Raw genomic sequence first — 23904 nt, 5'->3', positions numbered from 1 at the left:
AAATATTTTAAAGTATATTATTCCAAAACTACCAACTGATTATGTAAAAAAACAGCAGATAATTTTGTTTTTACACAAAACTATCTACTGTCCCAATTTATCTTAAGTTTGTTCTTTTTCAGTTATTTGATATTCATAAATAGCTTTTGATATTTGAGCAATTTTTTCTTCAGGATTGTCCAAGTCTTTTGTATAAATTATTAATATATATGGATTTTTATCCAAAACTAATCCTATGTCATGAATATATTCATTACTAGAACCAACTTTATGAGCAACTATATCATAAGGTAGGTATTTATCTATCCTACTATGACAATCTGTTGATTGCAAAACTTTAATTAAATGAGCATAGTTAATATCATCTTTATTATCATATATATGTTTTAAAATTTTAAATTCAGCATTTGGAGTAGTTACATTATCAGAATAGGATATAGGGACATCAAACATATTCCATACTTCTTTCCTTGCTTGAGCATGTCCACCAAAGTAAGAACCTACCATGTTAGTTGCAATATTATCAGAATTAATTATAGATAAATCTAATAAATCCTGAATTTTCATGTTAGGGATGTCGGTTAAATTCTGTAATACTCCAGTACCTTCTTCATAGTATTTGTCTTCATATTTAATAGTAGTATTAAGTAAATTTTTATTTTCTTTGGCTCTTTCATATGTCAGTACATTTAATGAAACTTTATATGTACTTGCAGCTACAAAAATATCATCTTCATTAAAGTTAATATATTCATCAGAATTTAAATCATAATATATAAGTCCTACATTTTCTTTGTCAGTACCTAAATATAATGATATTCTATCTTCTAAATTATATTTATTATTATGTAAAATAGATAGCTTGAACTCATTTGTTAAATCAAGATTTAATAAATCTTTATCAAGTGAAATACCTGTATTTAGTTTTTTAGGGATAAGATATTTTTTAAGAGCTTGTGTATTTATAATAGTTGAAGCAGCATCATCACGAGAATTTTCATAAACATTATTATATAACTTAGTAGTATTATCACTTTTAATACTTTTAAGCTCAGAATTTGAACGAAAAGTATAAATTAAAAGTGTTAGAAGACAAAAAAACAAAATTAGGATTATTAAAAAATGCTTTTTTGTGATTCTCATTTTTCACCCCCTACCTAAAATACTTGTTGTGAAGATTGTATGAAATATAAAAAATAATGTCAATAAGTTTTCGACATGATGGAAAATATTTTATGTAAAAGTAAGCAATATGGGATAAAAGTAATAATTATTTAATAATTAATTTATATTATTAAGTATACGTAGTATAGAAGTTATTTTTAAAAATATAATAAAATTACACTTTATTATACCTCTTGAAAATAAAAAATATAAGTTCTAATATTTACTTACAAACAATAATATTAACTTATAAGATTCAGTTGATTAGTAAATAAGAAGACCTCATTTTATTACATAAAATAATACTAATTATATAAGGAGTGATATTATGAACAGAATTTCAAGTTATTCTTTGAATTTAATTCATAAGATAAGTGAGGCAAAGGAGATTAGTTATTACGAGTTAAAAAAAATTTTTGAAAAATATGAAACTGTAGTGGAGGAGAAATATTATAATAGCTTTAACTTAGATATGGAATTAGCTAGATTAGAACAAAGTGGAGTAGTAACACAAGAAGATGGATTGATAATATTTCAAGGAGCTTAAAAAATATATTATGCTTATTTATAAAAATTATTATTATCAATACAAATGTAGATATTAATGTTAAGGAATAAATAAGAATGCATTAAATTTTCATATAAGTACAAAATACTTAATGAAAGGATGTGTTTAATATGACAAATAAAGAGGGAGCAATCAACCCAATGCAAAAAGGGGAAAGAAGACAAAGGATTCATGGAAATCAAAACAACGTAGGAAATGATAAGAATGAACCAGAATATAAAAATTTTGCAGGAGAACCAATAAAGAAATAAGGCATACTGATTTATTTCTTTATTAAATATGTTTAAATATTATATTAAAATATAAACTAATAAGGCATTGTAAAATAAATAACTAGTCAAAGATTTTTAGGATTTTTTGAACTAGACAAGAAAGTGAAGGCGGTTGATACTACTGTTATTAGCTGCCTTTACTGACACAGTATAGTTCAAAAAAGACAAGAATACTGACTAGTTATTTATTTGGAGATGCTTAAGTAAAAATAATCCATATGAATTTAAGATTTGTGTGGATTATTTTTTGTTTAAGGTATATTAAGTTTATGTATATACTAATGTTGACATTTAATCAATAAATGTTTATATTATGCATAGATATTCGTCTATATAAGGAGGTATATATGGAATCCAAATATGAAATAAATTCAAAAATATTTAAAGCGTTAGGAGATCCTAATAGACTTAAGATAATTGATTTGCTATCTTGTGGTGAAAAGTGTGCATGTGATATATTAGAAAATTTTGAATTTACTCAACCTACATTATCTCATCATATGAAGGTATTAATGGATTGTGGACTAGTTGAATGCAGAAAAGAAGGAACTTGGAATCATTATAAATTAAATACATTAAATTCTAATAAATTAGTTTTATTTTTAATGAATGTAGTTACAGAAACTGAAGATTGTATTTGCAAAGAAAAAGAGTGTATATGTAAAAATAACAGTATAAACTAATACCATTGTTAAGGACAACTGAAAAGAGTATTAGGCATTTTCAAAAAAATAACTAGTCAGCATGCTAGTTTATTTTGGGGGAGATGCCTTTTATTATGTTTAAAAATAGGGAATGTAGAGCATACTTTTAATTAAGTGATTCTTAGGTTCAGGTGGAGTTTGCTTATAAGAATTACTTATCCAGGTACGTAGCAGTGCTTATCTCCACTTTAATAGAAAAGCAGAGAACCCTTGATTTGGCGTGAATCGCTTTCATATAGTGCGATGGGAGTATTAGCAGTGGTAGAAATCGGATAAAAACTTTAGGAGGATCAAAATATGATATCAGATACATCTCGTTTAATAGGCTTTGCATTAGTAGGAGAAATAAGTTTATTATCAATAATTATAGAGATTATAATTATAAATAAAATAAAGAAATAATTTCAAAATTGATACATATTTTTCAAAAAAACATCATATGTTCCAAATATTGATTGACCTATCTATTTTATTCCAATATAGTATATATAGAACTAATAATACTTATTTTGTATAAATATATAATATAGAAGGAGGGAAAGTCATGCTAAATCAAGAAGAAATAAAAAAACTAGACAACATTTTAGCTGCTCATGATTATAGCAAGACATCAGTCATTGCTATTATGCAGGAGGTTCAAAAGGAATATCGTTATCTGCCAGAGGATGCACTATGCTATATTGCAAAGGAACTTAAGATTAGTGAAGCTAAAGTATATAGTGTAGCAACATTTTATGAAAACTTTTCATTAGAACCAAAAGGCAAATATGTAATAAAAATTTGTGATGGAACTGCCTGTCATGTCAGAAAATCAGTTCCTATTTTAGAAGAATTCAGGAAAACACTAGGGCTTTCTGAAACTAAGGTTACAACAGATGATATGATTTTCACAGTAGAAACAGTATCTTGTTTAGGTGCATGTGGACTAGCTCCAGTTTGCACTATAAATGATGTAGTATATCCGACCATGACACCGGATAAAGCAAGTGATTTAATTAAGAAGTTAAAGGAGGAGGCAGCTAATGAGAATTAATACAAGAGAAGAATTGGATTCTATGAGAGAAAAATATAAAGCATCTTTAGGCAAGCAGTACAAGCAAATCTTAATTTGTGCTGGAACCGGCTGTGTGGCAGGTGGGTCTTTGGACATTTATAAAAGACTTCAAGAAATAATAGATGAAAGAGGGCTTAAACTTTCACTGACACTAGAAGAAGAACCACATGATGAGACAGTAGGCTTGAAGAAGAGCGGATGTCATGGCTTTTGCGAGATGGGTCCATTGTTAAAAATCGAACCTATGGGTTGGCTATATATAAAAGTTAAAGTAAGTGACTGCGAAGAAATTATTGAAAAAAGCATAATTGGAGATGAAGTTGTAGAACGTCTGATTTATAAAAATGAAAATAAGAGCTACAGTAAACAGGAAGAAATCCCATTTTATGAAAAACAAACTCGTGTGGCTTTAGAACATTGTGGTCATATTAATGCGGAATCTATTGAAGAATACTTAGCTATGGATGGTTACAATGCTGTTGCTAAAGCACTTTTTGATATGACATCCCAAGATATAGTAAATGAAATATCAGAAGCCTATCTAAGAGGAAGAGGAGGCGGAGGCTTTCCAACTGGAAGGAAATGGGATCAAGTATTAAGACAGGCAGAAACTGAAAAATATATCGTATGTAACGGAGATGAAGGCGATCCAGGTGCCTTTATGGATAGAAGCATGATGGAAGGTGATCCTCACAGAGTAATTGAAGGTATGATTATTGCAGGTATTGCTACTAAGGCTCACTATGGATATATTTATGTTAGAGCAGAATATCCTCTAGCTGTTAAACGCTTACAGATAGCTATCGAACAAGCTATAAAAAAAGGACTTTTAGGCAAGAATATTTTAAATTCAGGTTTTGATTTTGAACTACATATCAACCAAGGAGCAGGAGCATTTGTATGTGGTGAAGGTAGTGCACTAACAGCTTCTATTGAAGGAAATAGAGGCATGCCTAGGGTTAAACCACCGAGAACCGTAGAACAGGGTTTATTCGGTAAACCAACAGTATTGAACAATGTTGAGACATTTTGTAATGTTACATCAATTATTAATAAAGGTGCAAAATGGTACAAGACTATGGGACCTGACAAGAATCATGGAACCAAGGCATTTGCACTTACTGGTAATGTGAATAATACTGGACTTATAGAAGTTCCTATGGGAACAAGTTTAAGAAAGGTTATATTCGATATTGGAGGTGGAGTCAAAGGCGGAGAATTTAAAGCGGTGCAAATTGGTGGACCATCTGGAGGCTGTCTTTGTATTAATGAGAACCATTTAGATTTGAATTTAGATTTTGATTCATTAAAGAAGGTTGGTGCCATGATTGGTAGTGGCGGTCTGGTTGTTATGAATGACAAGAGCTGTATGGTTGAAGTGGCTCGTTTTTTTATGAATTTTACCCAAAACGAATCTTGTGGAAAATGTATACCTTGCAGAGAGGGTACAAAAAGAATGTTAGAAATACTTGATGATATTGTAGAAGGTAGAGGTACTTTAGAACATATTGATATGTTAGAAGAGTTATCCGAGACCATTTCTGCTACCGCTCTTTGTGGACTTGGAAAGACTGCTGCCTCTCCAGTTATAAGTACTTTAAAATACTTTAGAGATGAGTATATCACCCATGTTGTGGATAAAAAATGCCCAGGAGGTGTATGTAAGGCACTAATGTCCTATGAAATTGATAAGGATAAGTGTAGAGGATGTTCAAAATGTGCCAGAATGTGTCCAGTAGGAGCTATTTCAGGAGAAATAAAGAAACCTTATACCATTGACAAATCAAAATGTATTAAATGTGGTGCTTGTATGGATGGTTGTGCTTTCAAAGCAGTCCAATTGGTTTAACAAAGTGAAATATATAAATTAAGCATTTGAATATGCCTTACTGAAAGGATGATGAAAAACTATGTCAAAATATATGATAATTGATGGTAATAGGGTAGAATTCGATAAAGAAAAGAATATTTTGGATTTAGTAAGAAAAGCAGGCATTGATTTACCTACATTTTGTTATTATTCGGATTTGTCCATTTACGGAGCCTGTAGAATGTGTGTGGTTGAAGATGAATGGGGCGGTATTATAGCTTCTTGTTCTACACCACCTAAAGATAAGATGTCAATTAAGACCAATACACCAAAACTTCACAAGCATCGTAAGATGATTTTAGAATTACTTCTAGCGTCTCATTGTAGAGATTGTACCGTATGTGAAAAAAGCGGTAAATGTAGGCTTCAAGAACTAGCAGTACGTTTTGGTTTAAAAAATATTCGATTTAAAAGCACTAATAGTGAAAAGAAATTAGATACTTCATCTAAGGCAATTATTCGTGATCCTAGTAAATGTATTTTATGTGGTGATTGCGTTAGAATGTGTAACGAAGTGCAAAATGTAGGTGCAATTGATTTTGCACACCGCGGTGCTAAGATGGTAGTAAGTCCGGCATTTGGTAAATGCTTAGGAGAAACAGATTGTGTAAACTGCGGACAGTGTGCTAGTGTATGTCCTACAGGTGCAATTATTGTAAAGAGTGATCTTAAGAATGTTTGGAAAGCATTATATAATCCAAAACAAAGAGTTGTAGCACAGGTTGCACCTGCAGTACGTGTGGCATTAGGTGAAGAATTCGGTATGAGACCAGGCGAAAATGTTATGGACAAAATCGCTGCAGCAATGAGAAGAATAGGCTTTGATGAGGTTTATGATACTTCATTAAGTGCTGATCTCACAATTGTTGAAGAATCTAAAGAATTTTTAAAAAAATTAGAAGCAATAGATGGTAAGATTCCATTATTTACTTCTTGCTGTCCGGCCTGGGTGCGATATGCAGAAACAAAACATCCGGAACTGATGTCTTATGTATCCAGTTGTAAATCGCCAATGCAGATGTTTGGAGCTGTTATTAAAGAACATTTTAAGGATAAGGATGCTTCTGATGATAAAGAAACCATATCTGTGGCTGTTATGCCATGTACGGCCAAAAAAGCAGAAGCAGCTAGAGATGAATTTGTACGAGATGGTATCAAGGATGTGGATTATGTAATTACCACAACAGAACTATGTGCGATGATTAAGGAAGTTGGTATCCAGTTTAATAAAATTGAATCAGAATCTCCGGATATGCCTTTTTCTCTATACTCAGGTGCAGGTGTGATTTTCGGTGTTACCGGTGGTGTAACAGAAGCTGTTATCCGTACTGTTGTTGAAGAGAAAACTACGAAAGTATTAAAAAGAATAGAATTTATAGGTGTTCGTGGTATGGAAGGTATAAAAGTATGCGAACTACCAGTAGGAGACAGTATCCTTCGTATTGCAGTAGTAAGTGGACTTGCAAATGCAGAAAGTTTGATTGAGAAAATCAAAAGCGGAGAAGAACATTTTGATTTCGTAGAAGTTATGGCTTGTCCTGGTGGCTGTATATCTGGAGCAGGACAACCATTCGGTTTAAAAGAAGATAAGAATGAAAGGGCAAAAGGACTTTATAAGGTGGATAAGGTTGCACAGATTAAACGAAGCGAAGAAAATCCTATGATGATGTCTTTGTATAGTGGGTTACTAAAAGGACGTTCTAAGGAATTACTTCATGTTCATTATGAACATAGTGAACACTAAAATTAGGTATTATAAATAAATAACTAGTTAAAGATTCTTAGAATTTTTTGACAGTTAGACAAGAAAGTAAAGGCAGTTAATATTATTGTTATTAGCTGTCTTTATCGATGCAGTATAGTACAAAAAGACAAGAATACTGACTAGTTATTTATTTGGAGATGCCTTAAGAAATTTTTAGTTTTAAAGTGAGCTTAAACTTCACTGAAGTTAAGAATATATAATTAAATAAACAGATGCCATATGAAATTTAAGTCATATGGCATTTTTAAATCGATTATCGCGTTTTAGAATATTAAAAGTATTGACAAATGGTATTAATCAATCTACAATGAACAGTGTTCATATAAACTTTATAATTGATTATAGGAGGTGTTATAATTGTCAAGAATAATTGAAAATCCGAAACAACTTATATTAACTAGAGCAAAAGAAATTCTATACAATGAGGGCTATGAAAAGTTTAGCATGAGAACTCTATCTAAAAAATGTGATATTGCCCTTGGTACGATATACAATTATTATCCAACAAAAAAAGAACTTATTATTGAAATGATGACGGATTATTGGAAAGAGCACTTCTATGTACTTGAAGATATAGTAAATTCGGATGATACATTATATATTAAATTGAATGAAATATTTAATAAACTAAGCATTTTTATTAAAACTTTTAAAGAAATATGGCTTAAACCTGAGTTTTACGAAAATCCTGATTACATTAAAAATAGTTTAGAAAAAGAAAATATTTATATGGAAAAATTAGTGAATATGATAGAAAATATTTTACTAAAAGAAGTAAGAAATAATAAAATTAACCTTAAGTTAGATTCCTATGAAACCGCTAAGTTTATATTGATGAATTGTATTACAATGGTGCAGATGCCGATTTTTAAGTATTCATCCTTTGAAATGTTTCTTAGAGAATTACTTTAGTATCATATGCTAATTTTGAATATTAATTTTTGAAATATTGCTTAAAGAATTTTTTTGGTCTTAAATGAACATTGTTCATAACACATTCTTTTATAGAAAAATTTATAGATTTGGAGGTATTATTATGTTAGTTTATGCAATTATGTCTATTACATCAGCACTTATATTTTATACAATCGGTGTATGGAGTGAAAAAAAACAAGGTGAATTAAAAAAATGGCATATGTTGGTATTTTACTTAGGATTAGTATTTGATACTTTAGGAACAACACTCATGAGTAAAATTGTTAAAGGCGGGTTTCAATTTAACTTCCATGGTCTAACAGGTTTATTAGCAATAATTTTAATGCTGTTACATGCACTTTGGGCAACGATCGTTTTAATTAAGAACGATGAAAAAACTAAAGCTAATTTTCACAAATTTAGTATTATTGTATGGGTTATTTGGTTAATACCTTTTATTTCAGGTGCAATTTTTGGTATGTCGCACTAAAATTAGATTTTTTGTTTTACAAGAGTAATTTATTGATACTAAATTAGTTTATTCCAATTACCTTACTTCTACGTTCCATTAAAACTACATCATGCCACATCCCATTATTCATTTTTGCTACTTTTTCTCTTATTCCAATTTCTCTAAAGTCACACTTTTTATGTAATGCTATACTTGTAATGTTTTCGATTATAATACCAGACTGTAAAGTCCAAAATCCATTTTCTTCTGATAGCTTAATTAAATTTTGAAGGAGGATTGTTCCTACACCTTGCCCTTTATATTTTTCAAATAAAGTATTGTTAAATTTTATTATCTTCCTCTAGCTTGTATTAACCAAGTTTAATTCTAACTAACCAATAAAAGTAAATTCTACTGTCCATGAACTCTATATAACAATATCAACACTGTTTTAAAAGATAGCGTAAAAAAATATTTATAAAATGCAACATTTTACCTATTTAAATTGTGTTATAGGTGAAGGGGGAATGATAATGGATAATATTTCATTATCAAGGAACAGATTCACAGTCATTAGAAAATATGACAAGGTATGGATTCAATAAAAGTATGTAATTTCTTATTACATTAGGATATTTGTACATCAATAACTATATAATAAAGCTAATATTTAGGGGGATGATTTTAATGAAAATAACAAAGAGAATTTTAGCTGCTATGTTAGGATTAACAATGCTTATTGCAATACCACAATGTGCATCAGCTAATGTAACTACAGTAGTTAATAATGAAGTAGCTCATATGTCAAAGTTTGTACAGGTATGGGGAAAAGTTGAAGAAAAAAATGATGGAAAAATTCATATTAAAAATTCAAGCAATATAAATAATGATATGATACTAAATATATCACACGAAACTATAATAATTGATGCAGTTAGTGGATTACCAGTTCCACTTAAGGACATAAATTTGAATGAAGATATTTATGCTTATATTAGTCCAGTAATGACACTAAGCTTACCACCTATGAGTAATGCCAAGGCTATTATTGTAAATATACCACAAGACTTTAAAGTTCCTAATTATATTGAGGTTCAGTCTATAAATCAAAATTATGATGGAAGTATAACTGTTAAAAGTGATGATGGACTTGTAGAGGCAACTTTAGATCGAAATACAAATGTATTTCCATATTTAACAAAAAATATTGTAACTATCGATAATATTAAAATAGGATCAACTTTATTCTTATGGGGTAAAGAAGAAAAAGGTAAAATGCAAACTATGGAAAATACTAAAAAGATAAAGGTAGAAAAGAGTTTAATTATGCCTTATGGTTATAGTGCATTAATTAAAGCGTCAGTTAATAATGTAAATATAGATGGAAAAGATATTTATTTAACATCAAAAGAAGTTCCTTTTATGCAAGAAAAAACATTAATGGTTCCTCTAAAAGTAGTTGCAGAAGCATGTGGATATAATGTTAGCTTAAATAACAAAAGAGGTGTAGCTACAATGACAAAAGAAGGATCAAAAACTTATAGTGTTACCATTAATAGTGATATGATAAATTTAGAAGATACTAATTGTTATTTAAGAAACAAAACAATATTAAAAAATAATACTATTTTTGTAAGTGCAGATTTATTTAATTTAGCTCAAAATGCAAAAGTAGTAGTGGAATAATTAAAATTAGCAAGGTATGTATGTCGCTGTTAATGCAAACATAAGAGTTGCACAAGGGGCAAAGCATAGCTTAAACAAATCACTTCAAATATCCTTTAGAGGAGGTGCGGTAACAGGTCCATCAATACATGATCTTATTAAGCTATTTAGTACAATAACATTGGTGCTTGCAACTATATTTGTTAATTATGGATTAATTAGATAATTATTTTGATAGGGGAGCTAGAGATAGCTTCTCTTTTTTTGTTATATTTTAAATATTAAATTGACAATGTATCTCTACAGTTGTAGAATGGGAATATATTCTACAACTGTAGAGAGGAGGTTTAATATGAATAAAATTCCTAAAATATCTGATTCAGAATGGGAAGTTATGAAAATTGTTTGGGATAGAGCTTCAGTCACGTCTAAGGATATTGTTAAAGAATTAAAATTATCAATGAATTGGAAAGAAACTACTATTTATACACTTATTAAAAGATTAGTTGATAAAAATATAATTGGCATTAAGAAAGATTCATCTCCCAATATCTGTTATCCGTTAGTGTCTCAAAAGGAATGTAGAATGGAAGAAAGAATGTCTTTCATAAAAAAAGTATATAATGGTTCCTTAAATTTAATGTTGGCAAACTTAATTGAGGAACAGGAATTGACTGATGAAGATATTGAAGATCTTAAATGCATTCTTGAGAAACGGAGCAATAAGAGGAGGTAACAGGATGTATGAAATTTTTGCTGTTTTTAAGTGGGTGATTGAAGCATCAATAATGGGCAGTGTATTGGTATGTGCTATTCTTCCAATTAGATGGGCTTTAAGTCGAAAATTTAATGTTAATTGGCAATATTATATATGGTTTTTATTATTGATAAGATTAATAATGCCATATGCACCACAAAGTCAATTAAGTATTTTCAATCTGCTTCCTACAACTATAGGAAGTTCTGATTATAATTCTCAAAATGATAATGGAAATAAAATTGAAAGTAGTAACAATAAAGAAAAAACTGTTTTTAATACTACATTACAGAAACAAGATACAATTGAAAATACGGAAGAGAATATAAAAACATTTAAAGGACTTTATCAGTTAATGTATAGAAATATAAACTTAAATTTTGCTATTGTAATAGCTTGGATTTTAGGTTTTTTGATATTTCTAATATGTATGATTATTTCTAATTTGCGTTTTGGGATAAGAATAAAAAAGAATTTCAAATATGCTGATAGTAACATTAATGAGTTATTTAATGAGTGTAAAGTGATTATGGAAGTTCACAGAAATATTCCTGTTTTGCTTACTAAAGAAGTATATAGTCCATGTCTTTTAGGATTTATTAGACCAAAGTTATTACTGCCATGTCACTTACAGCATAAAATTAGCAATGCGGAATTAAAATGTATACTACTTCATGAGATGGCTCATTATAAGCGAAAAGATATTTGTGTTAATTGGATTGTTGCAATAGTAAAAGCATTACACTGGTTTAATCCACTTATCTGGTATGGCTTTTATAAAATGCATCAGGATTGTGAAATTGCTTGTGATGCCTATGCGTTATCACACATAGATCCAGAAAAACGAATAGAATATGGACATACTATTATTCATTTATTAAAATTAGTTTCAGTTTATAAATTTACCCCTGGAACAACAGCAGTTGTATCAAAATATGATAAATTAGAGATTAAAAGGAGGATTATTATGATTTCAATTTTTAAAAAGACATCTTTCAAAAGTGTAGCAATAGCAGTTGCTATTATTACAGCAATAGGTTTCACAGGACTTACAAATGCTAAGAAAGTTTTGGCCACTAGCGGTGATGATTTAGAAAATTTACAGTCACAAAAAGCTTTTTTACAAAAAGATAAGGAAGATACAGTAAAATTATGGGCTGAAGCATTAGGAACAAGAGATGGATCTTTTAGATATGCAATTCTTTCAAATGATTTAAAACAAACAGAATATGAGAAATATAGTGAAATGAACTGGGTAGTTGGAGGTTCAAGTCCTTGGGTTGTGAGTTATAAAATAAATGAAAAAAATAAAATAGATGACAAAACTTATGAATATGAAATCGAGTATAGTATGAGCGATTCAACTAAAACACTATATAATAGTCATGAAAATGTAACTGTACAAGAAATTGGTGGTAATTGGTTTGTTATAAATCATGATGATTATGATTACCTACCTGAAGTAACTGAAAGTAATGATTCAAAGTTTTCAACAGTTCAACCTAGATTAGCAGAAAATTCTTTATTAACTGATGATAAACAATGTGCAGCAAAATTATGGGCTGAAGCATTAAAAGAAAGAAATGGATCTTTTAGATATTCAATTCTTTCAAATGATTTAAAACAAACAGAATATGAGAAATATAGTAAAATGAACTGGATAATTGGAGGTTCAAGTCCTTGGATTTTAAACTATAAAATAAATGAAAAAAATAAAATAGATGATAAAACTTATGAATACGAAATTGAGTATAGTATGACAGATTCTACTAAAGCCATATATATTAGTTATGAAAATATAACTGTACAAAAAAACTTTGGTAATTGGTTTGTTATAAATCATGACAATTATGAGCATATGCCAGAAGTAAATGAAAATATGAATTAATAGGATATTCATTTTTATAATTCAATACCTAAAAAACCATATTACAACTTAAATAATTTTAATGAAAAGTCTCTGTTTTAAAACCGTGTTGATATTGTTACATATTGTTCAGAGTGCTAAAGAATTGGACTTAAGAACATCTAAATGAATATAGTCCCATTCCAGCTTGTTCCAAAAACAAGTTTTGGACAAGCGATTAATGTGACAATATTCAAGGAAACTCGACTTACATTCGTTCGCTGAGTAAGTTCGAGAAACAAAATATAAAATTTTGAATCTCACTTAAGAGTTCTAAAAGTCGAATTCTAATGCACACTTCACAAAAATGTAACAATATCAACACTATATTAAAACAGAGCGAATGAAAAATTAGTAGCCTCTAATTTAGTGATACCCTCCCTTTATAGTAGACAGTTAAAATAATAAAACTGTTTCAATGAAGGGAGTATTTTTTATGGGGATAAAAGGAAAAGTTAAGAGTAATATAAATATACCGGTAGTAAAAATAGATGTACTATAAGAATGTTTTTAAATATATACCCATAATTTTCTGTATTAAGAATAATTTTACTATAAAAATTAAATGTGTTAAACTAAACCTTAATGAATGGAATTCTTATCTAAATTTTAATTTTTATAATTAATTAAATAATAATCTAATTGTACATTTACGCAATATTAGGGGGGGATTATAAATGAAAAGAAAAATTATTGCTGGATTAGTTTTAACTTTAGTTTTTTCATATTTCAGTTCTATACAGGCTTTAGCCATTGAAAAAGATTCATCATCTAATCAAACTGTAACTCAAGTAAATAAAGCTGAAGAGCCTTTATCAATGACAGAGACTATAAAGCAGCAAGCTCAATTGCTAGTTAATAAATATGGCACAACAAGTGTTCAATATGCTGTTATTGATTCAGGGAAAATTGTATTGTCAGATAATGCTGGTGTTTATAATAAGGCAGAAAATAGATCACTTACAAAGGATAATATGTATGGTATTGGTTCTATGAGTAAAATGTTTGTGGCAGCTTCGGTTATGAAATTAGTAGACGAAGGTAAAATTGATCTTGATACGCCAGTTGTTAATTATATACCAAAATTTAAGATGGCTGATGAGCGTTATAAACAAATTACTCCAAGAATGCTTATTAACCACTCTTCAGGTCTTATGGGAACAACTTTTAACAATACTTTTTTGCTTAATGATAATGATACAATAGGCTATGATAAGCTTCTTTCTGAACTCTCTACTCAAAGATTAAAAGCAGATCCAGGTGAGTTTTCTGTTTATTGCAATGATGGTTTTACACTTGCTCAATTACTTGTTGAACAAGTTAGTTGTATGGATTTTACAACCTATATACACGAAAATTTTACTAAGCCATTAGAGCTTTCTAATACAAAGACACCACGTGATACTTTTGATAGGACAAGTATATCGAAAGCTTATAATGCATCAGACAAAAAAGAACTACCTGTTGAAAATGTAAATATTATTGGTACTGGTGGTATTTATTCTACGGCAGAAGATCTTTGTCAATTTACACGTATTTTTACTGATACTAATAATAGCATTTTATCAAAAAAATCTATTGAGGCAATGGCTCAAAAAGAGTATGAAAAAGGGATATATAATAAATCAGAGGATAATATTCAAGGCTATGGACTTGGTTGGGATAGTGTGAATTGTTTTCCATTTAATCGATATGGAATAACTGCTTTAGCTAAAGGTGGAGATACATTTGCTTATCATGGTAATATGATTACCTTGCCACAATATGGTTTATCAGTTGCAGTTATCTCTTCTGGTGGATCAAGCAGTTATGATCAGGCTTTTGGTACAAGTATTTTATTACAAGTTCTAAAAGAGAAAGGTATTATTTCTAAAATACTTCCAGATGTAACACTACCAGAATCCAAAACTGCTCAGATGCCCAAAGAGCTTACTAAATATTCAGGATTATACAATGCAGGAAATATAATGGCAAATAGTACAGTTGATCCTAATGGAACCTTAACTCTTAGCATAGTAGGGACATCAAAAAGCAGTGATCAAGTTTTTACTTATACTGATGATGGATATTTCACTTCAGCAGATGGCGATTGTAAATGCAAATTTGTTGAAGAAAAAAATGGGGTTACTTATTTAGAAAGAAGAGCATATATAACTTATGATGGACTACCACAGACTGTTATTTGGGATTACAATTTACAGAAAGTAGATTCAAATCCACTTAGTGATAATTTAAAAGCAGCATGGGAATCACGCAAAAATAAAGACTACTATGTGTTAAATGAAAAATATACATCTGAAACCTATATGAAGTTTTTTAATGCTCGTCATATTACTTTAAATGATGAAGCTCCTGGTTACTTAATGGGGCATAAAATTGTAAATGAAAATGAAGCAAAAGCTATTACTAAAATACCAGGGACAATAGGTCGTGACTTATTTGATTATAATTTTTATACAGAAAATGGTGTAGAATATCTTAAAACAGGTTCTAACATTGCAGTAAGTTCTGATGCAGTTCCAGCTTTAAGTAAAGATTTAGCTACAGTTACAATTGCACAAGATGGATATGCAAAATGGTACACCGTATCATCTGAAATGGCTGATAAAACTATGAAAGTAGAACTTCCTATAAATGGTGCATTTGCTGTTTATGATGCAAATGGTTCATGTGTTAATTATAGTTATATAAGTGGTGAAAATAGTATTTCCTTAGCAGATGGATACCATGTTGTATTTATGGGAGACAAGGGTGCTGTATTTAATGTTAGTTTTAAATAAACTAAAGTAAATTTAAGAATTATTCAATATTTAAGTTTTGTGTTTAAAGTTTAGGCTATGTTTTAAAACCGTGTTGATATTGTTACATATTGTTCAGTGGGCTAAAGAATTAAACTTAAGAACATCTAAATGAGTATGGTCCCATTCCAGCTTGCTCCAAAGACAATCTTCGGACAAGCAATTAATGTGACAATACTCATTAAGAATTCTAAAAGTTAAATTCTAATGCCCACTTAACAAAAATGTAACAATATCAACACTATTCTAAAACATAGCCAAAGTTTAATATAAAGTAAAGGTGCTGTTTTAAAGCATAGCTAAAATAAAAAACACCTATACATAAGTATAGGTGTTTATATGGTTGCGGGGGCAGGACTTGAACCTACGACCTTCGGGTTATGAGCCCGACGAGCTACCAACTGCTCCACCCCGCGTTAATATATTTATAATTTTGCCTAGGGTCTTAATATACCTTAATAAACCAAAAAAGTCAAGAAATTAAACTAATTAGTTTTTAAATAGAGGTATTTAATAAAAAAAGTAATTGTAACTATGAATATGAGTTGATGTTGTAAGTGATATCATAAGGCATAATCAATTAAATAATAAGTCCATCTGTCAAGCCTATTTTTTATTAGGCTGTGTCAGCAGATTGTTCTAATAGCACCACTATGAGACCAATCTAATTCCTTGCCTAATGAAAAATAATCATGACATTTTGGACTTGTTATTTTCTTTCATATGCCTAAATGAAAAATTATACAAATTTATTAAGCGTGAATTCCCCCAAAGGGATGAAATGTAGAAAAAGAAATAAGAATAATAAATTAAAATATAGTTATAATGTTGGGTAGATAAGTATTTAGTATTATATCAAATGTTACAACTAGAATATTGAGGTAGGAGGAAATAAGTATGAATTTTAATCATATTGATTTAGATAATTGGGAACGTAAAGAGTATTTTGATTATTATATTAATATTGTTAAATGCAAATATAATCTAAATACTAATATAGACATTACTGAACTTTTATTAAAAGTAAAAAATAAAAAAATAAGATTTTATCCTACATTTATATATATAATTACTAAGGCAATAAATCAAAATAAGGAATTTAGAATAAGTTTTGATAAAGATGATATATTAGGGTATTGGGATTATATTAATCCATCTTATACTATATTTCATAATGATGATAAAACTTTCTCTGATATATGGACAGAATATAACGAAGATTTTTCTGTATTTTATAGAGCTGCTATTATGGATTTGGAAAAATACAAAGATATAAAGGGTATTAAGGCAAAACCCAATACCCCTAAAAACTTTTGTCCAATTTCTTCAATTCCTTGGCTTAGCTTTACTGGGTATGGAATTGATACTTATAGTGAGTCAAAAATGCTTTTTCCAACTATTTTATTTGGGAAGTATTTTAAGGAAAATAATAAAGTAATGCTCCCTTTTTCCATATTTGTAAATCATGCAGTGGCGGATGGTTATCATACTTGCAAGCTTATAAATGATATTCAACAGATATCGTTTAATACTGAAGAATGGATGAATATATAAGGCATATTAGGCATATTCAAAAAAATAACAAGTCAATATGATAGTCTATTTCGTGTCATGCTGCGTCAGTAGAATGGCCATTCTACTTCCTTGCCTGACGCAAAATATACATCGCATCTTGGACTTGTTATTTTCTTTCATGTGCCTTAAAATAAATACAGCATAATAAAAATTTAACGCTTTGTTTTAATATCAACACTCTGTTAAAACATAGCCAAATTAAAAAATAATTAAATTAAAATAGAGTCTTCCAAAATAGAAATTAAATCTCTATTTTAAGGAAGGTTCTTATTACATACTTTCACAATATTTTGCTATAGCATTAGCTACTTTCATCCCACTATTTACAGCTCCCTGCATCCAACCATGTGTTAGAGAAGTATGCTCTCCAGCGAAATATACGCTATTGTTATATTCAGGTTTTATCATTGCATATGAGAAAAGATTTTGTTGATTAGGCATGAAATAGCAAAATGCTCCCAAAGATCCCTTTTCATTATTCCACTCAACAGTTCTAAAATCTTTCACTATTGAATCAAGATATCCATTTGGAAGGTCATGAACAGCCTCAACCTGTCTTTTTATTTCTTCAATACGTGTTTTGTCGTCTAAATTGCCTAAACGTATTGCGTCTTGATTAAGATTGTAGGATGCTAAAAGAACTCCAGCATCATCATTTAAATTGTATTTTTTATTTTTATTAGAAATTTTCTTGTTTTCCATATGATTAGTATTAACGCGAATATTATCATTAGGATACCATATACTTGTGATTGGCAAATCTGTAAAAGAACCTCCTCCTATTATTTTATCATCTCCTTTTTCCCAGAAACGTTCATTACACATAAAAATAGTTTTTTGAGATGCTGTATAATTGACTTCTTTTATTGCCTGCATTTTTTCAGTACTAAACATAGGATATACACTTACATTACGCAAACTGGAAAAAGGAATTGTGCAAATAACAAAGTCAAAGGTTTGGTGAGAAGTTTTTGAAGAGTTTTCATTTGTATATTCAAGTGAAATTTTATTATTTTCTTTAAATATACTAGTTACTGTTTGTCCATTTTCCCAACTTACTTTTCCTACATCTTCTTTTTCAATATTATAGTATTCTTTTGGTCTTTTTGACATTAAAGAATTATAAAAAGAAAGTGGTAGGTTAACTGCTCCATCAATTATTTCATATCTATAAGCAGAATCTACGCTATAGTCTTCCTGCAAACTTTCAAAATAACTATTATAATAAAAAGAACCTAAGAAAGGAGAAACGCTTGAGATTAGTTCTATAGCTCCTTCACTTAAACCCATTTTTTCAAGTACTTCTCGTATACTTAGATTGCCAAAATATTTAATTGGCGTTGAATATTGTTTTTTAATTTGTAATAGCTCTTTTCTTATGTCTGGACTTATTTTTAATAAATTACTTCCTAGTGCATAATCAATGAGTTCTGGCCAGGGTGTATTTTTTTCCCACGATGTTAGATTAAAGTCAGGATAAATTTTTTCCATTACACTTTTACCTTCAGAATCATTTTTTGCACGCTTATTTCTTACATAGATAAATGCATTTTCATTTGTTTGAATAAAAGGTCTTGTTTTTAAATCAAAAAGATTTATATAATGCCATGTAGTTTCATGACTTATAGGTATGCGCATAGCTCCAAGCTCACCATAAAATCTTTTATCCTTATCAAAGTAATGAGTATAAACTCTACCTCCAATACGTTTTTCCTGCATTTCAAAGATTGTAATATCAAAGCCAAGTTTTCTAAGCTCAAAAGCAGAAGATAATCCTGCAAGACCACCGCCTATTATACCAACCTTAAGTCCTTTACAACTTATTGGAGAGGCAATTGTTGTAATATCCTTTGGTGGACTAAGTAGCTCTACTATATTATTAAAATCTTCAATATGATTTGCTTTTTCTAGAGCAATCTTTAACATATTATGCCTGTCTTCATCAGTTGGATTAATTGGTTGTATATATTTAATTTCTTTAGGCAAATGAATTCAACTCCTTTTGAATAAGAATGATTATAATTATGATTGCAAATTAAGTATATAATCCATAATAAGTATATTATTTAAAGCATAATAAAAGACCAGCCAAAAGAATGTCTTTTATTGGTACTCTAATTATGAGCAAATTATATTTTTCGCAAGTTTTCAATAATCACTTTCTAAGGAATATTATCAAAACAAAATTACAGAAAATATTTTCTTTGATAGCATTATATTCTATAATTGAGATATAATTTTTAAAATGTATATAAATTGTATTTATTTTAATCGGGGTCGCATTAGCTCAATTATTAAGTTTAAAGAAGCATAGGTGACAGTAACCATCGAAAGTGCATATCCCTAATTATTAAATCTAAAATTTGGAGGTTACAATGATTAAACACGAAAAAAATAACCAAGAAGTAAACTATCTTCATATAATGATGTTATTTATATTTAGTGCGATATTTATATGGTCTTTAATAAGTCCTAAAGATTTATTTACATGGTTTCTAGAAGCATTACCTGTCATTATAGGTCTAATAGTAATATTGGCTACTTACAATAGTTTTAGACTAACTAACTTAGTTTACGTTTTTATACTAGTACATGCTATTATTTTGCTTATAGGTGCACATTATACATATGCAGAAATGCCTTTTTTTAATTGGTTAAGAGATTATCTGAATCTTTCTAGAAATTATTATGATCGTTTAGGTCATTTTGCACAGGGATTTGTTCCTGCAATGATAAGTAGAGAAATATTGTTGCGTAAGTCATCACTAAAAAGAGGTAAATTATTATTTTTTCTAATTATTTGTATTTGCCTAGCAATAAGTGCATCATACGAATTAATAGAATGGGTAGTAGCAGAAGCTACTGGTAGTGCGGCAGATGCTTTTTTAGGAACCCAGGGAGATGTTTGGGATACGCAATGGGATATGTTTTTTGCTTTATTAGGTGCAATTTGTTCATTATTAGGGCTTTCAAGGCTTCATGATTCATTTTTATACAGAGCTATGCTTTAAAATAGTGTTGATATTATAAACCATTATAACTATGAATATCTATGAGAAATAATTAAGTTACATAAAAAAATAACAGACTAGTAGATTGGTCTGTTATTTTTTCATAGATTTAAATTATATTTAGCTGAATTTTATATAGTATTTGATAGAAAAGAAAGAGAAATTTCAAGTAATGTTATAAGAAAATTTATTGGATACAGAATAATATGTTATAATAGCCTATATTTGTATTAAATAAAAATGTTAATAAACAGAAAGGATGTATTTAAATTGTCTGGAGCAGGAATATCTCATAACATTATAGTTAATATGTATACTAAAAAACCTGAAATTAATGAAAATGGTGATATGGTATTTAAAAAAAATGGTTTGTTTTTACTTTGTGGAATACTTTTGGTTTTAATATTTTCGCTGTGTGCTGTCTTTATGGATTATTATGTTGTTGAAATTATGGAGGAAAATAATATAAATAAGGACATGCTAGACACCTTATATATTTGCGGCTATTCTTTAACAGCATTATTTATGCTAATTGGAATGAAACTAATTATAATGTTTTTTAAGTGTAAAATAATTGTTTCCAAAGATGCAATCACGTCAAAAAAGATATTTTCAAGCAAAACTATAAAATTACTTGATATAGAAATGATTACATTTTCTAATGCAAAAGGTCTTGTTTTTAAAAGCTGTGATTCTAAAATTGCTTTTGGGAATTTCACCATAGGATTAATTGAAATGCTAAAATTTATAGAGGCGAATACACTTAAATACAAGTGTGAAACAGCTATACTTAAAGCTAAAAAAATGTTAAGTAACAACAGAATATTTTATTAATAACCTAAGAACTAAAGGATGGATTTGACTAATGATAGGATTTATAATAACTTTTGTTTTAACAATAATAGTACTTAGTATCATATGCTTAGATATTAGTAAGAAGGTATCTTTGTTACATAAAAGTTTCATGAACATATATTTTATTTTTGCCCCACATATTGTTTTGTTAGGGTACTTTTTTAGCGAACATACTAAATTTGGACAAGATAAAGTTATATGCAAATGGATTATTTTAACTGAAATAATTCTTTTAATTTTTTATATTTGGATGAAGGTAAATATAGTTGCAAATACCCAAAAGGGAATTGTAAATCTTAGATTAAGGGTAATGATAGGTGGAAGAAGTCTTGTTCTCTATGGACTATATGTAGCATTTATTCAAAGCATAATATACATAATTATCTTTAGGGTAATACACGATAACGCTATCTTTAATAATGTTTTTGTAATAGACAGCATTATTACGGGATTAAATATTATTGTGTTACTTACAAATGGGATGCTAAGAATCTTATGTACTTCAAGAAGGCTAAATATAATAAAAAGACTTATAATAGCTTTTTGGGTTTTCATTCCGATTGTAAATATTTTCATAATGTTATATGCTTGTCATATTGCAAGAATAGAGTACGATCATGAGTGTTATAAAGTAATTAATAATGAAGCACGTGTTGATTCACAGATATGTAAAACAAAATATCCTCTTGTGTTAGTTCATGGCGTTGGATTTAGAGATTTAAAATATATTAATTATTGGGGAAGAATACCTAAGGAACTAATTCGTAATGGTGCAACGGTTTATTATGGAAACCAAGAAGCTTGGGGAACAGTTGCGTATAATGCACAGGATATTAAAAATAAAATTCTTGATATTGTAAAAGAAACAGGGGCTGAAAAAGTAAATATTATTGCACACTCAAAAGGTGGATTAGATGCACGTTATATGATTAGTAAGTTAGATATGGGGAATTATGTTGCATCGCTAACAATGATTTCATCACCACATAGAGGATGTAAATTTGTTGATATTGCTTGTAATATACCTGATAGGATTTATAAAGCTATTGCAAGGTCATTTGATAAATATTATAGAGTATTGGGTGATAAAAATCCTGATTTTTATACGGCGAGTAGGCAATTTTCCACTAATCATAGTAAAAAATTTAATAAAGAAGTAAAAGATGTAGAGCAAGTCTACTATCAAAGTTATGCAACAGTAGTAAGAAACATGTTTAGTGATTATGTAGTGACTATTCCTTATATTTTAGTGAAGTTAACAGAAGGCGAAAATGATGGCTTAGTAGCCATTGATTCTGCTAAATGGGGAGAATTCAAAGGTGTGTTGAAAAATAAGCATAGACGAGGAATCTCTCATGGAGATATTATAGATTTAAGAAGAGATGATTATAAAGGCTTTGATGTAATAGAAAAATATGTAGAGATTGTATCAGAACTTAAAAATAAAGGATACTAGATTAGATATTTTAATTTATTTAAATAAAGGCTCTGTCTTAAAAACGTGTTGATAGAGCCTAAATAAAAGATGATTCAACATGTTATAGTATAAATATAATGTTTTTATATAGTGATAAAAGGGGTGAGATTATGAAAACGATTATTAATTCAGGAATTGTAGTACAATCTTATAATAATAATATAGTTTGTGTTAGAATAGACGGGAAAGAAAAGATATTGTTTTCTAAAGGAATTGGGTTTGGTAGGAGATTTGGAGATAAGATTGAAGAAGGAACAGAGGTAGAAAGAGTATTTGTTATTGAAGATGAAGATAATTTAAAAAACTTTAAACAAGTAATCGAAAAAGTTGATGAAGACTTTTTTAATGTATGCGAAAAAATAATAACTTCAATATCAGAAGAATTAAATGAGGAGTTAAATGAAAGGATTCATATAGGATTAACAGATCATTTAAATTTTGCTGTAAAAAGAATTGCGAATAAGGAGATAATTGAAAATCCATTCCTTATGGAAATCAAAGTGCTTTATCAAACAGAATATATGTTAGCAAAAAAAGCAGCAAAGATATTAAAAGATGAGATAAATGTAATAATACCAGATGGAGAAATTGGATTGATAGCATTGCATATTCATTCTGCTAGAAACTCAGGAATGTTATCTAACACAATTAAGAATGCTTATTTAAGTAATATGATAATTGAATATGTAGAAAAAAAGCTAAAAATAAAAATAGACAAAAATTCTCTGGATTATGCAAGATTTGTGACTCATATAAGATTTGCAATTAAGAGAATGTTAATAGATTCTCCGGTTAAAAATGATTTTATATGGGAAATAAAATGTAAATATAAGTTATCGTATAGTATAGCAAAAGATGTATCTAAAGTATTAGGCGAAAGATTGGAAAAAAAAGTATCTAAAGATGAAATTGCATATTTAGCAATGCATATAGAAAGATTTAGAATGGCTACTATTAAAAAGAATTAAATAAAATCTATTTTATAACAGAAGTCAGCGTAATATAAAAAACAAGAAATTTTTAAAATAGTTATTGATTACGATTACAAAACATGGTATTATAAATATATAGAATATATAGAAAATATAGGGAATAAT

At 28.9% G+C, this 23904-nt stretch carries 20 protein-coding genes, 1 tRNA gene and 1 pseudogene; 18 read left to right on the top strand and 4 right to left on the bottom strand.

Features of this window, described 5'->3' with window-relative positions; all coding sequences use genetic code 11:
- Positions 1-102: 102 nt before the first annotated feature.
- Positions 103-1143, bottom strand: a complete 1041-nt coding sequence (locus BM027_RS14450; protein ID WP_090093333.1) for a serine hydrolase — start codon at positions 1141-1143, stop codon at positions 103-105.
- 349 nt (positions 1144-1492) lie between these two features.
- On the opposite strand from BM027_RS14450, the gene BM027_RS14445 reads away from it, so the two are divergent.
- The 8 genes from BM027_RS14445 (at position 1493) to BM027_RS14415 (ending at position 8802) form a co-directional block, all read left to right on the top strand.
- The gene (locus BM027_RS14445) at positions 1493-1711 is read left to right on the top strand and encodes a DEAD/DEAH box helicase (RefSeq protein ID WP_090093329.1); all 219 of its coding nucleotides are present in this window, start codon (positions 1493-1495) and stop codon (positions 1709-1711) included.
- A gap of 131 nt (positions 1712-1842) precedes the next feature.
- On the top strand, positions 1843-1983 hold the full coding sequence (locus tag BM027_RS18280; RefSeq protein ID WP_175559999.1) for a clostri-philic family protein: 141 nt from the start codon (positions 1843-1845) through the stop codon (positions 1981-1983).
- A 368-nt stretch (positions 1984-2351) separates the two neighbouring features.
- On the top strand, positions 2352-2687 hold the full coding sequence (locus BM027_RS14440) for an ArsR/SmtB family transcription factor (RefSeq protein ID WP_090093326.1): 336 nt from the start codon (positions 2352-2354) through the stop codon (positions 2685-2687).
- 565 nt (positions 2688-3252) lie between these two features.
- Positions 3253-3741 (top strand): NADH-quinone oxidoreductase subunit NuoE family protein, encoded by a 489-nt coding sequence (locus tag BM027_RS14435; protein WP_090093324.1) that lies wholly within the window; start codon positions 3253-3255, stop codon positions 3739-3741.
- Positions 3731-5611 (top strand): NADH-quinone oxidoreductase subunit NuoF, encoded by a 1881-nt coding sequence (locus BM027_RS14430; protein ID WP_090093322.1) that lies wholly within the window; start codon positions 3731-3733, stop codon positions 5609-5611. Before BM027_RS14435 ends, BM027_RS14430 begins: the two co-directional genes overlap by 11 nt.
- A 61-nt stretch (positions 5612-5672) precedes the next feature.
- Positions 5673-7376, top strand: a complete 1704-nt coding sequence (locus BM027_RS14425) for a [FeFe] hydrogenase, group A (RefSeq protein WP_090093320.1) — start codon at positions 5673-5675, stop codon at positions 7374-7376.
- Between the two features lie 378 nt (positions 7377-7754).
- On the top strand, positions 7755-8309 hold the full coding sequence (locus BM027_RS14420) for a TetR/AcrR family transcriptional regulator (protein ID WP_090093317.1): 555 nt from the start codon (positions 7755-7757) through the stop codon (positions 8307-8309).
- A gap of 124 nt (positions 8310-8433) precedes the next feature.
- Complete coding sequence (locus tag BM027_RS14415; RefSeq protein WP_090093315.1) at positions 8434-8802, top strand: HsmA family protein; 369 nt, start codon at positions 8434-8436, stop codon at positions 8800-8802.
- A gap of 43 nt (positions 8803-8845) precedes the next feature.
- Here BM027_RS14415 and BM027_RS14410 read toward each other — a convergent pair.
- Positions 8846-9091 (bottom strand): annotated as a pseudogene (locus BM027_RS14410) (N-acetyltransferase family protein); the annotation flags it as partial.
- Between the two features lie 359 nt (positions 9092-9450).
- On the opposite strand from BM027_RS14410, the gene BM027_RS14405 reads away from it, so the two are divergent.
- From BM027_RS14405 to BM027_RS14385, 5 genes are all read left to right on the top strand, one after another.
- Entirely contained in the window at positions 9451-10449 is a 999-nt protein-coding gene (locus tag BM027_RS14405) for a stalk domain-containing protein (RefSeq protein WP_090093313.1), read from the top strand.
- Between the two features lie 16 nt (positions 10450-10465).
- Positions 10466-10654, top strand: a complete 189-nt coding sequence (locus BM027_RS18740) for a sodium/proton-translocating pyrophosphatase (protein WP_090093311.1) — start codon at positions 10466-10468, stop codon at positions 10652-10654.
- A 126-nt stretch (positions 10655-10780) separates the two neighbouring features.
- Entirely contained in the window at positions 10781-11164 is a 384-nt protein-coding gene (locus BM027_RS14395; protein ID WP_090093309.1) for a BlaI/MecI/CopY family transcriptional regulator, read from the top strand.
- 4 nt (positions 11165-11168) lie between these two features.
- On the top strand, positions 11169-13073 hold the full coding sequence (locus tag BM027_RS14390; RefSeq protein ID WP_175559998.1) for a M56 family metallopeptidase: 1905 nt from the start codon (positions 11169-11171) through the stop codon (positions 13071-13073).
- 695 nt (positions 13074-13768) lie between these two features.
- Positions 13769-15871: a serine hydrolase domain-containing protein gene (locus BM027_RS14385; RefSeq protein ID WP_090093303.1), complete on the top strand. Its 2103-nt coding sequence runs from the start codon at positions 13769-13771 to the stop codon at positions 15869-15871.
- A gap of 358 nt (positions 15872-16229) precedes the next feature.
- On the opposite strand, the gene BM027_RS14380 is transcribed toward BM027_RS14385, so the two are convergent.
- Positions 16230-16305, bottom strand: a tRNA-Met gene (locus tag BM027_RS14380).
- 481 nt (positions 16306-16786) lie between these two features.
- On the opposite strand from BM027_RS14380, the gene BM027_RS14375 reads away from it, so the two are divergent.
- Positions 16787-17443 (top strand): CatA-like O-acetyltransferase, encoded by a 657-nt coding sequence (locus BM027_RS14375; RefSeq protein ID WP_090093301.1) that lies wholly within the window; start codon positions 16787-16789, stop codon positions 17441-17443.
- Positions 17444-17734: 291 nt separating this feature from the next.
- Here the strand turns inward: BM027_RS14375 and BM027_RS14370 are convergent, their stop codons facing one another.
- Complete coding sequence (locus BM027_RS14370) at positions 17735-19390, bottom strand: flavin monoamine oxidase family protein (RefSeq protein ID WP_423230336.1); 1656 nt, start codon at positions 19388-19390, stop codon at positions 17735-17737.
- 449 nt (positions 19391-19839) lie between these two features.
- Between BM027_RS14370 and BM027_RS14365 the strand changes: the two genes are divergently transcribed.
- From BM027_RS14365 to BM027_RS14350, 4 genes are all read left to right on the top strand, one after another.
- Positions 19840-20475 carry a DUF2238 domain-containing protein gene (locus BM027_RS14365; RefSeq protein WP_090093294.1) on the top strand — a complete coding sequence of 212 codons (636 nt, stop codon included), beginning with the start codon at positions 19840-19842 and terminating at the stop codon, positions 20473-20475.
- Between the two features lie 270 nt (positions 20476-20745).
- Positions 20746-21309 carry a hypothetical protein gene (locus BM027_RS14360; RefSeq protein ID WP_090093282.1) on the top strand — a complete coding sequence of 188 codons (564 nt, stop codon included), beginning with the start codon at positions 20746-20748 and terminating at the stop codon, positions 21307-21309.
- Between the two features lie 31 nt (positions 21310-21340).
- On the top strand, positions 21341-22786 hold the full coding sequence (locus BM027_RS14355; protein WP_090093279.1) for a lipase family alpha/beta hydrolase: 1446 nt from the start codon (positions 21341-21343) through the stop codon (positions 22784-22786).
- Between the two features lie 131 nt (positions 22787-22917).
- Positions 22918-23775 carry a PRD domain-containing protein gene (locus BM027_RS14350; protein ID WP_090093276.1) on the top strand — a complete coding sequence of 286 codons (858 nt, stop codon included), beginning with the start codon at positions 22918-22920 and terminating at the stop codon, positions 23773-23775.
- The last annotated feature ends 129 nt before the right edge of the window (positions 23776-23904 follow it).

It is taken from the genome of Clostridium uliginosum (genome assembly GCF_900112485.1).
GTDB classification, from domain to species: domain Bacteria; phylum Bacillota; class Clostridia; order Clostridiales; family Clostridiaceae; genus Clostridium; species Clostridium uliginosum.
This window is presented reverse-complemented; position numbering and strand designations above follow the sequence as displayed.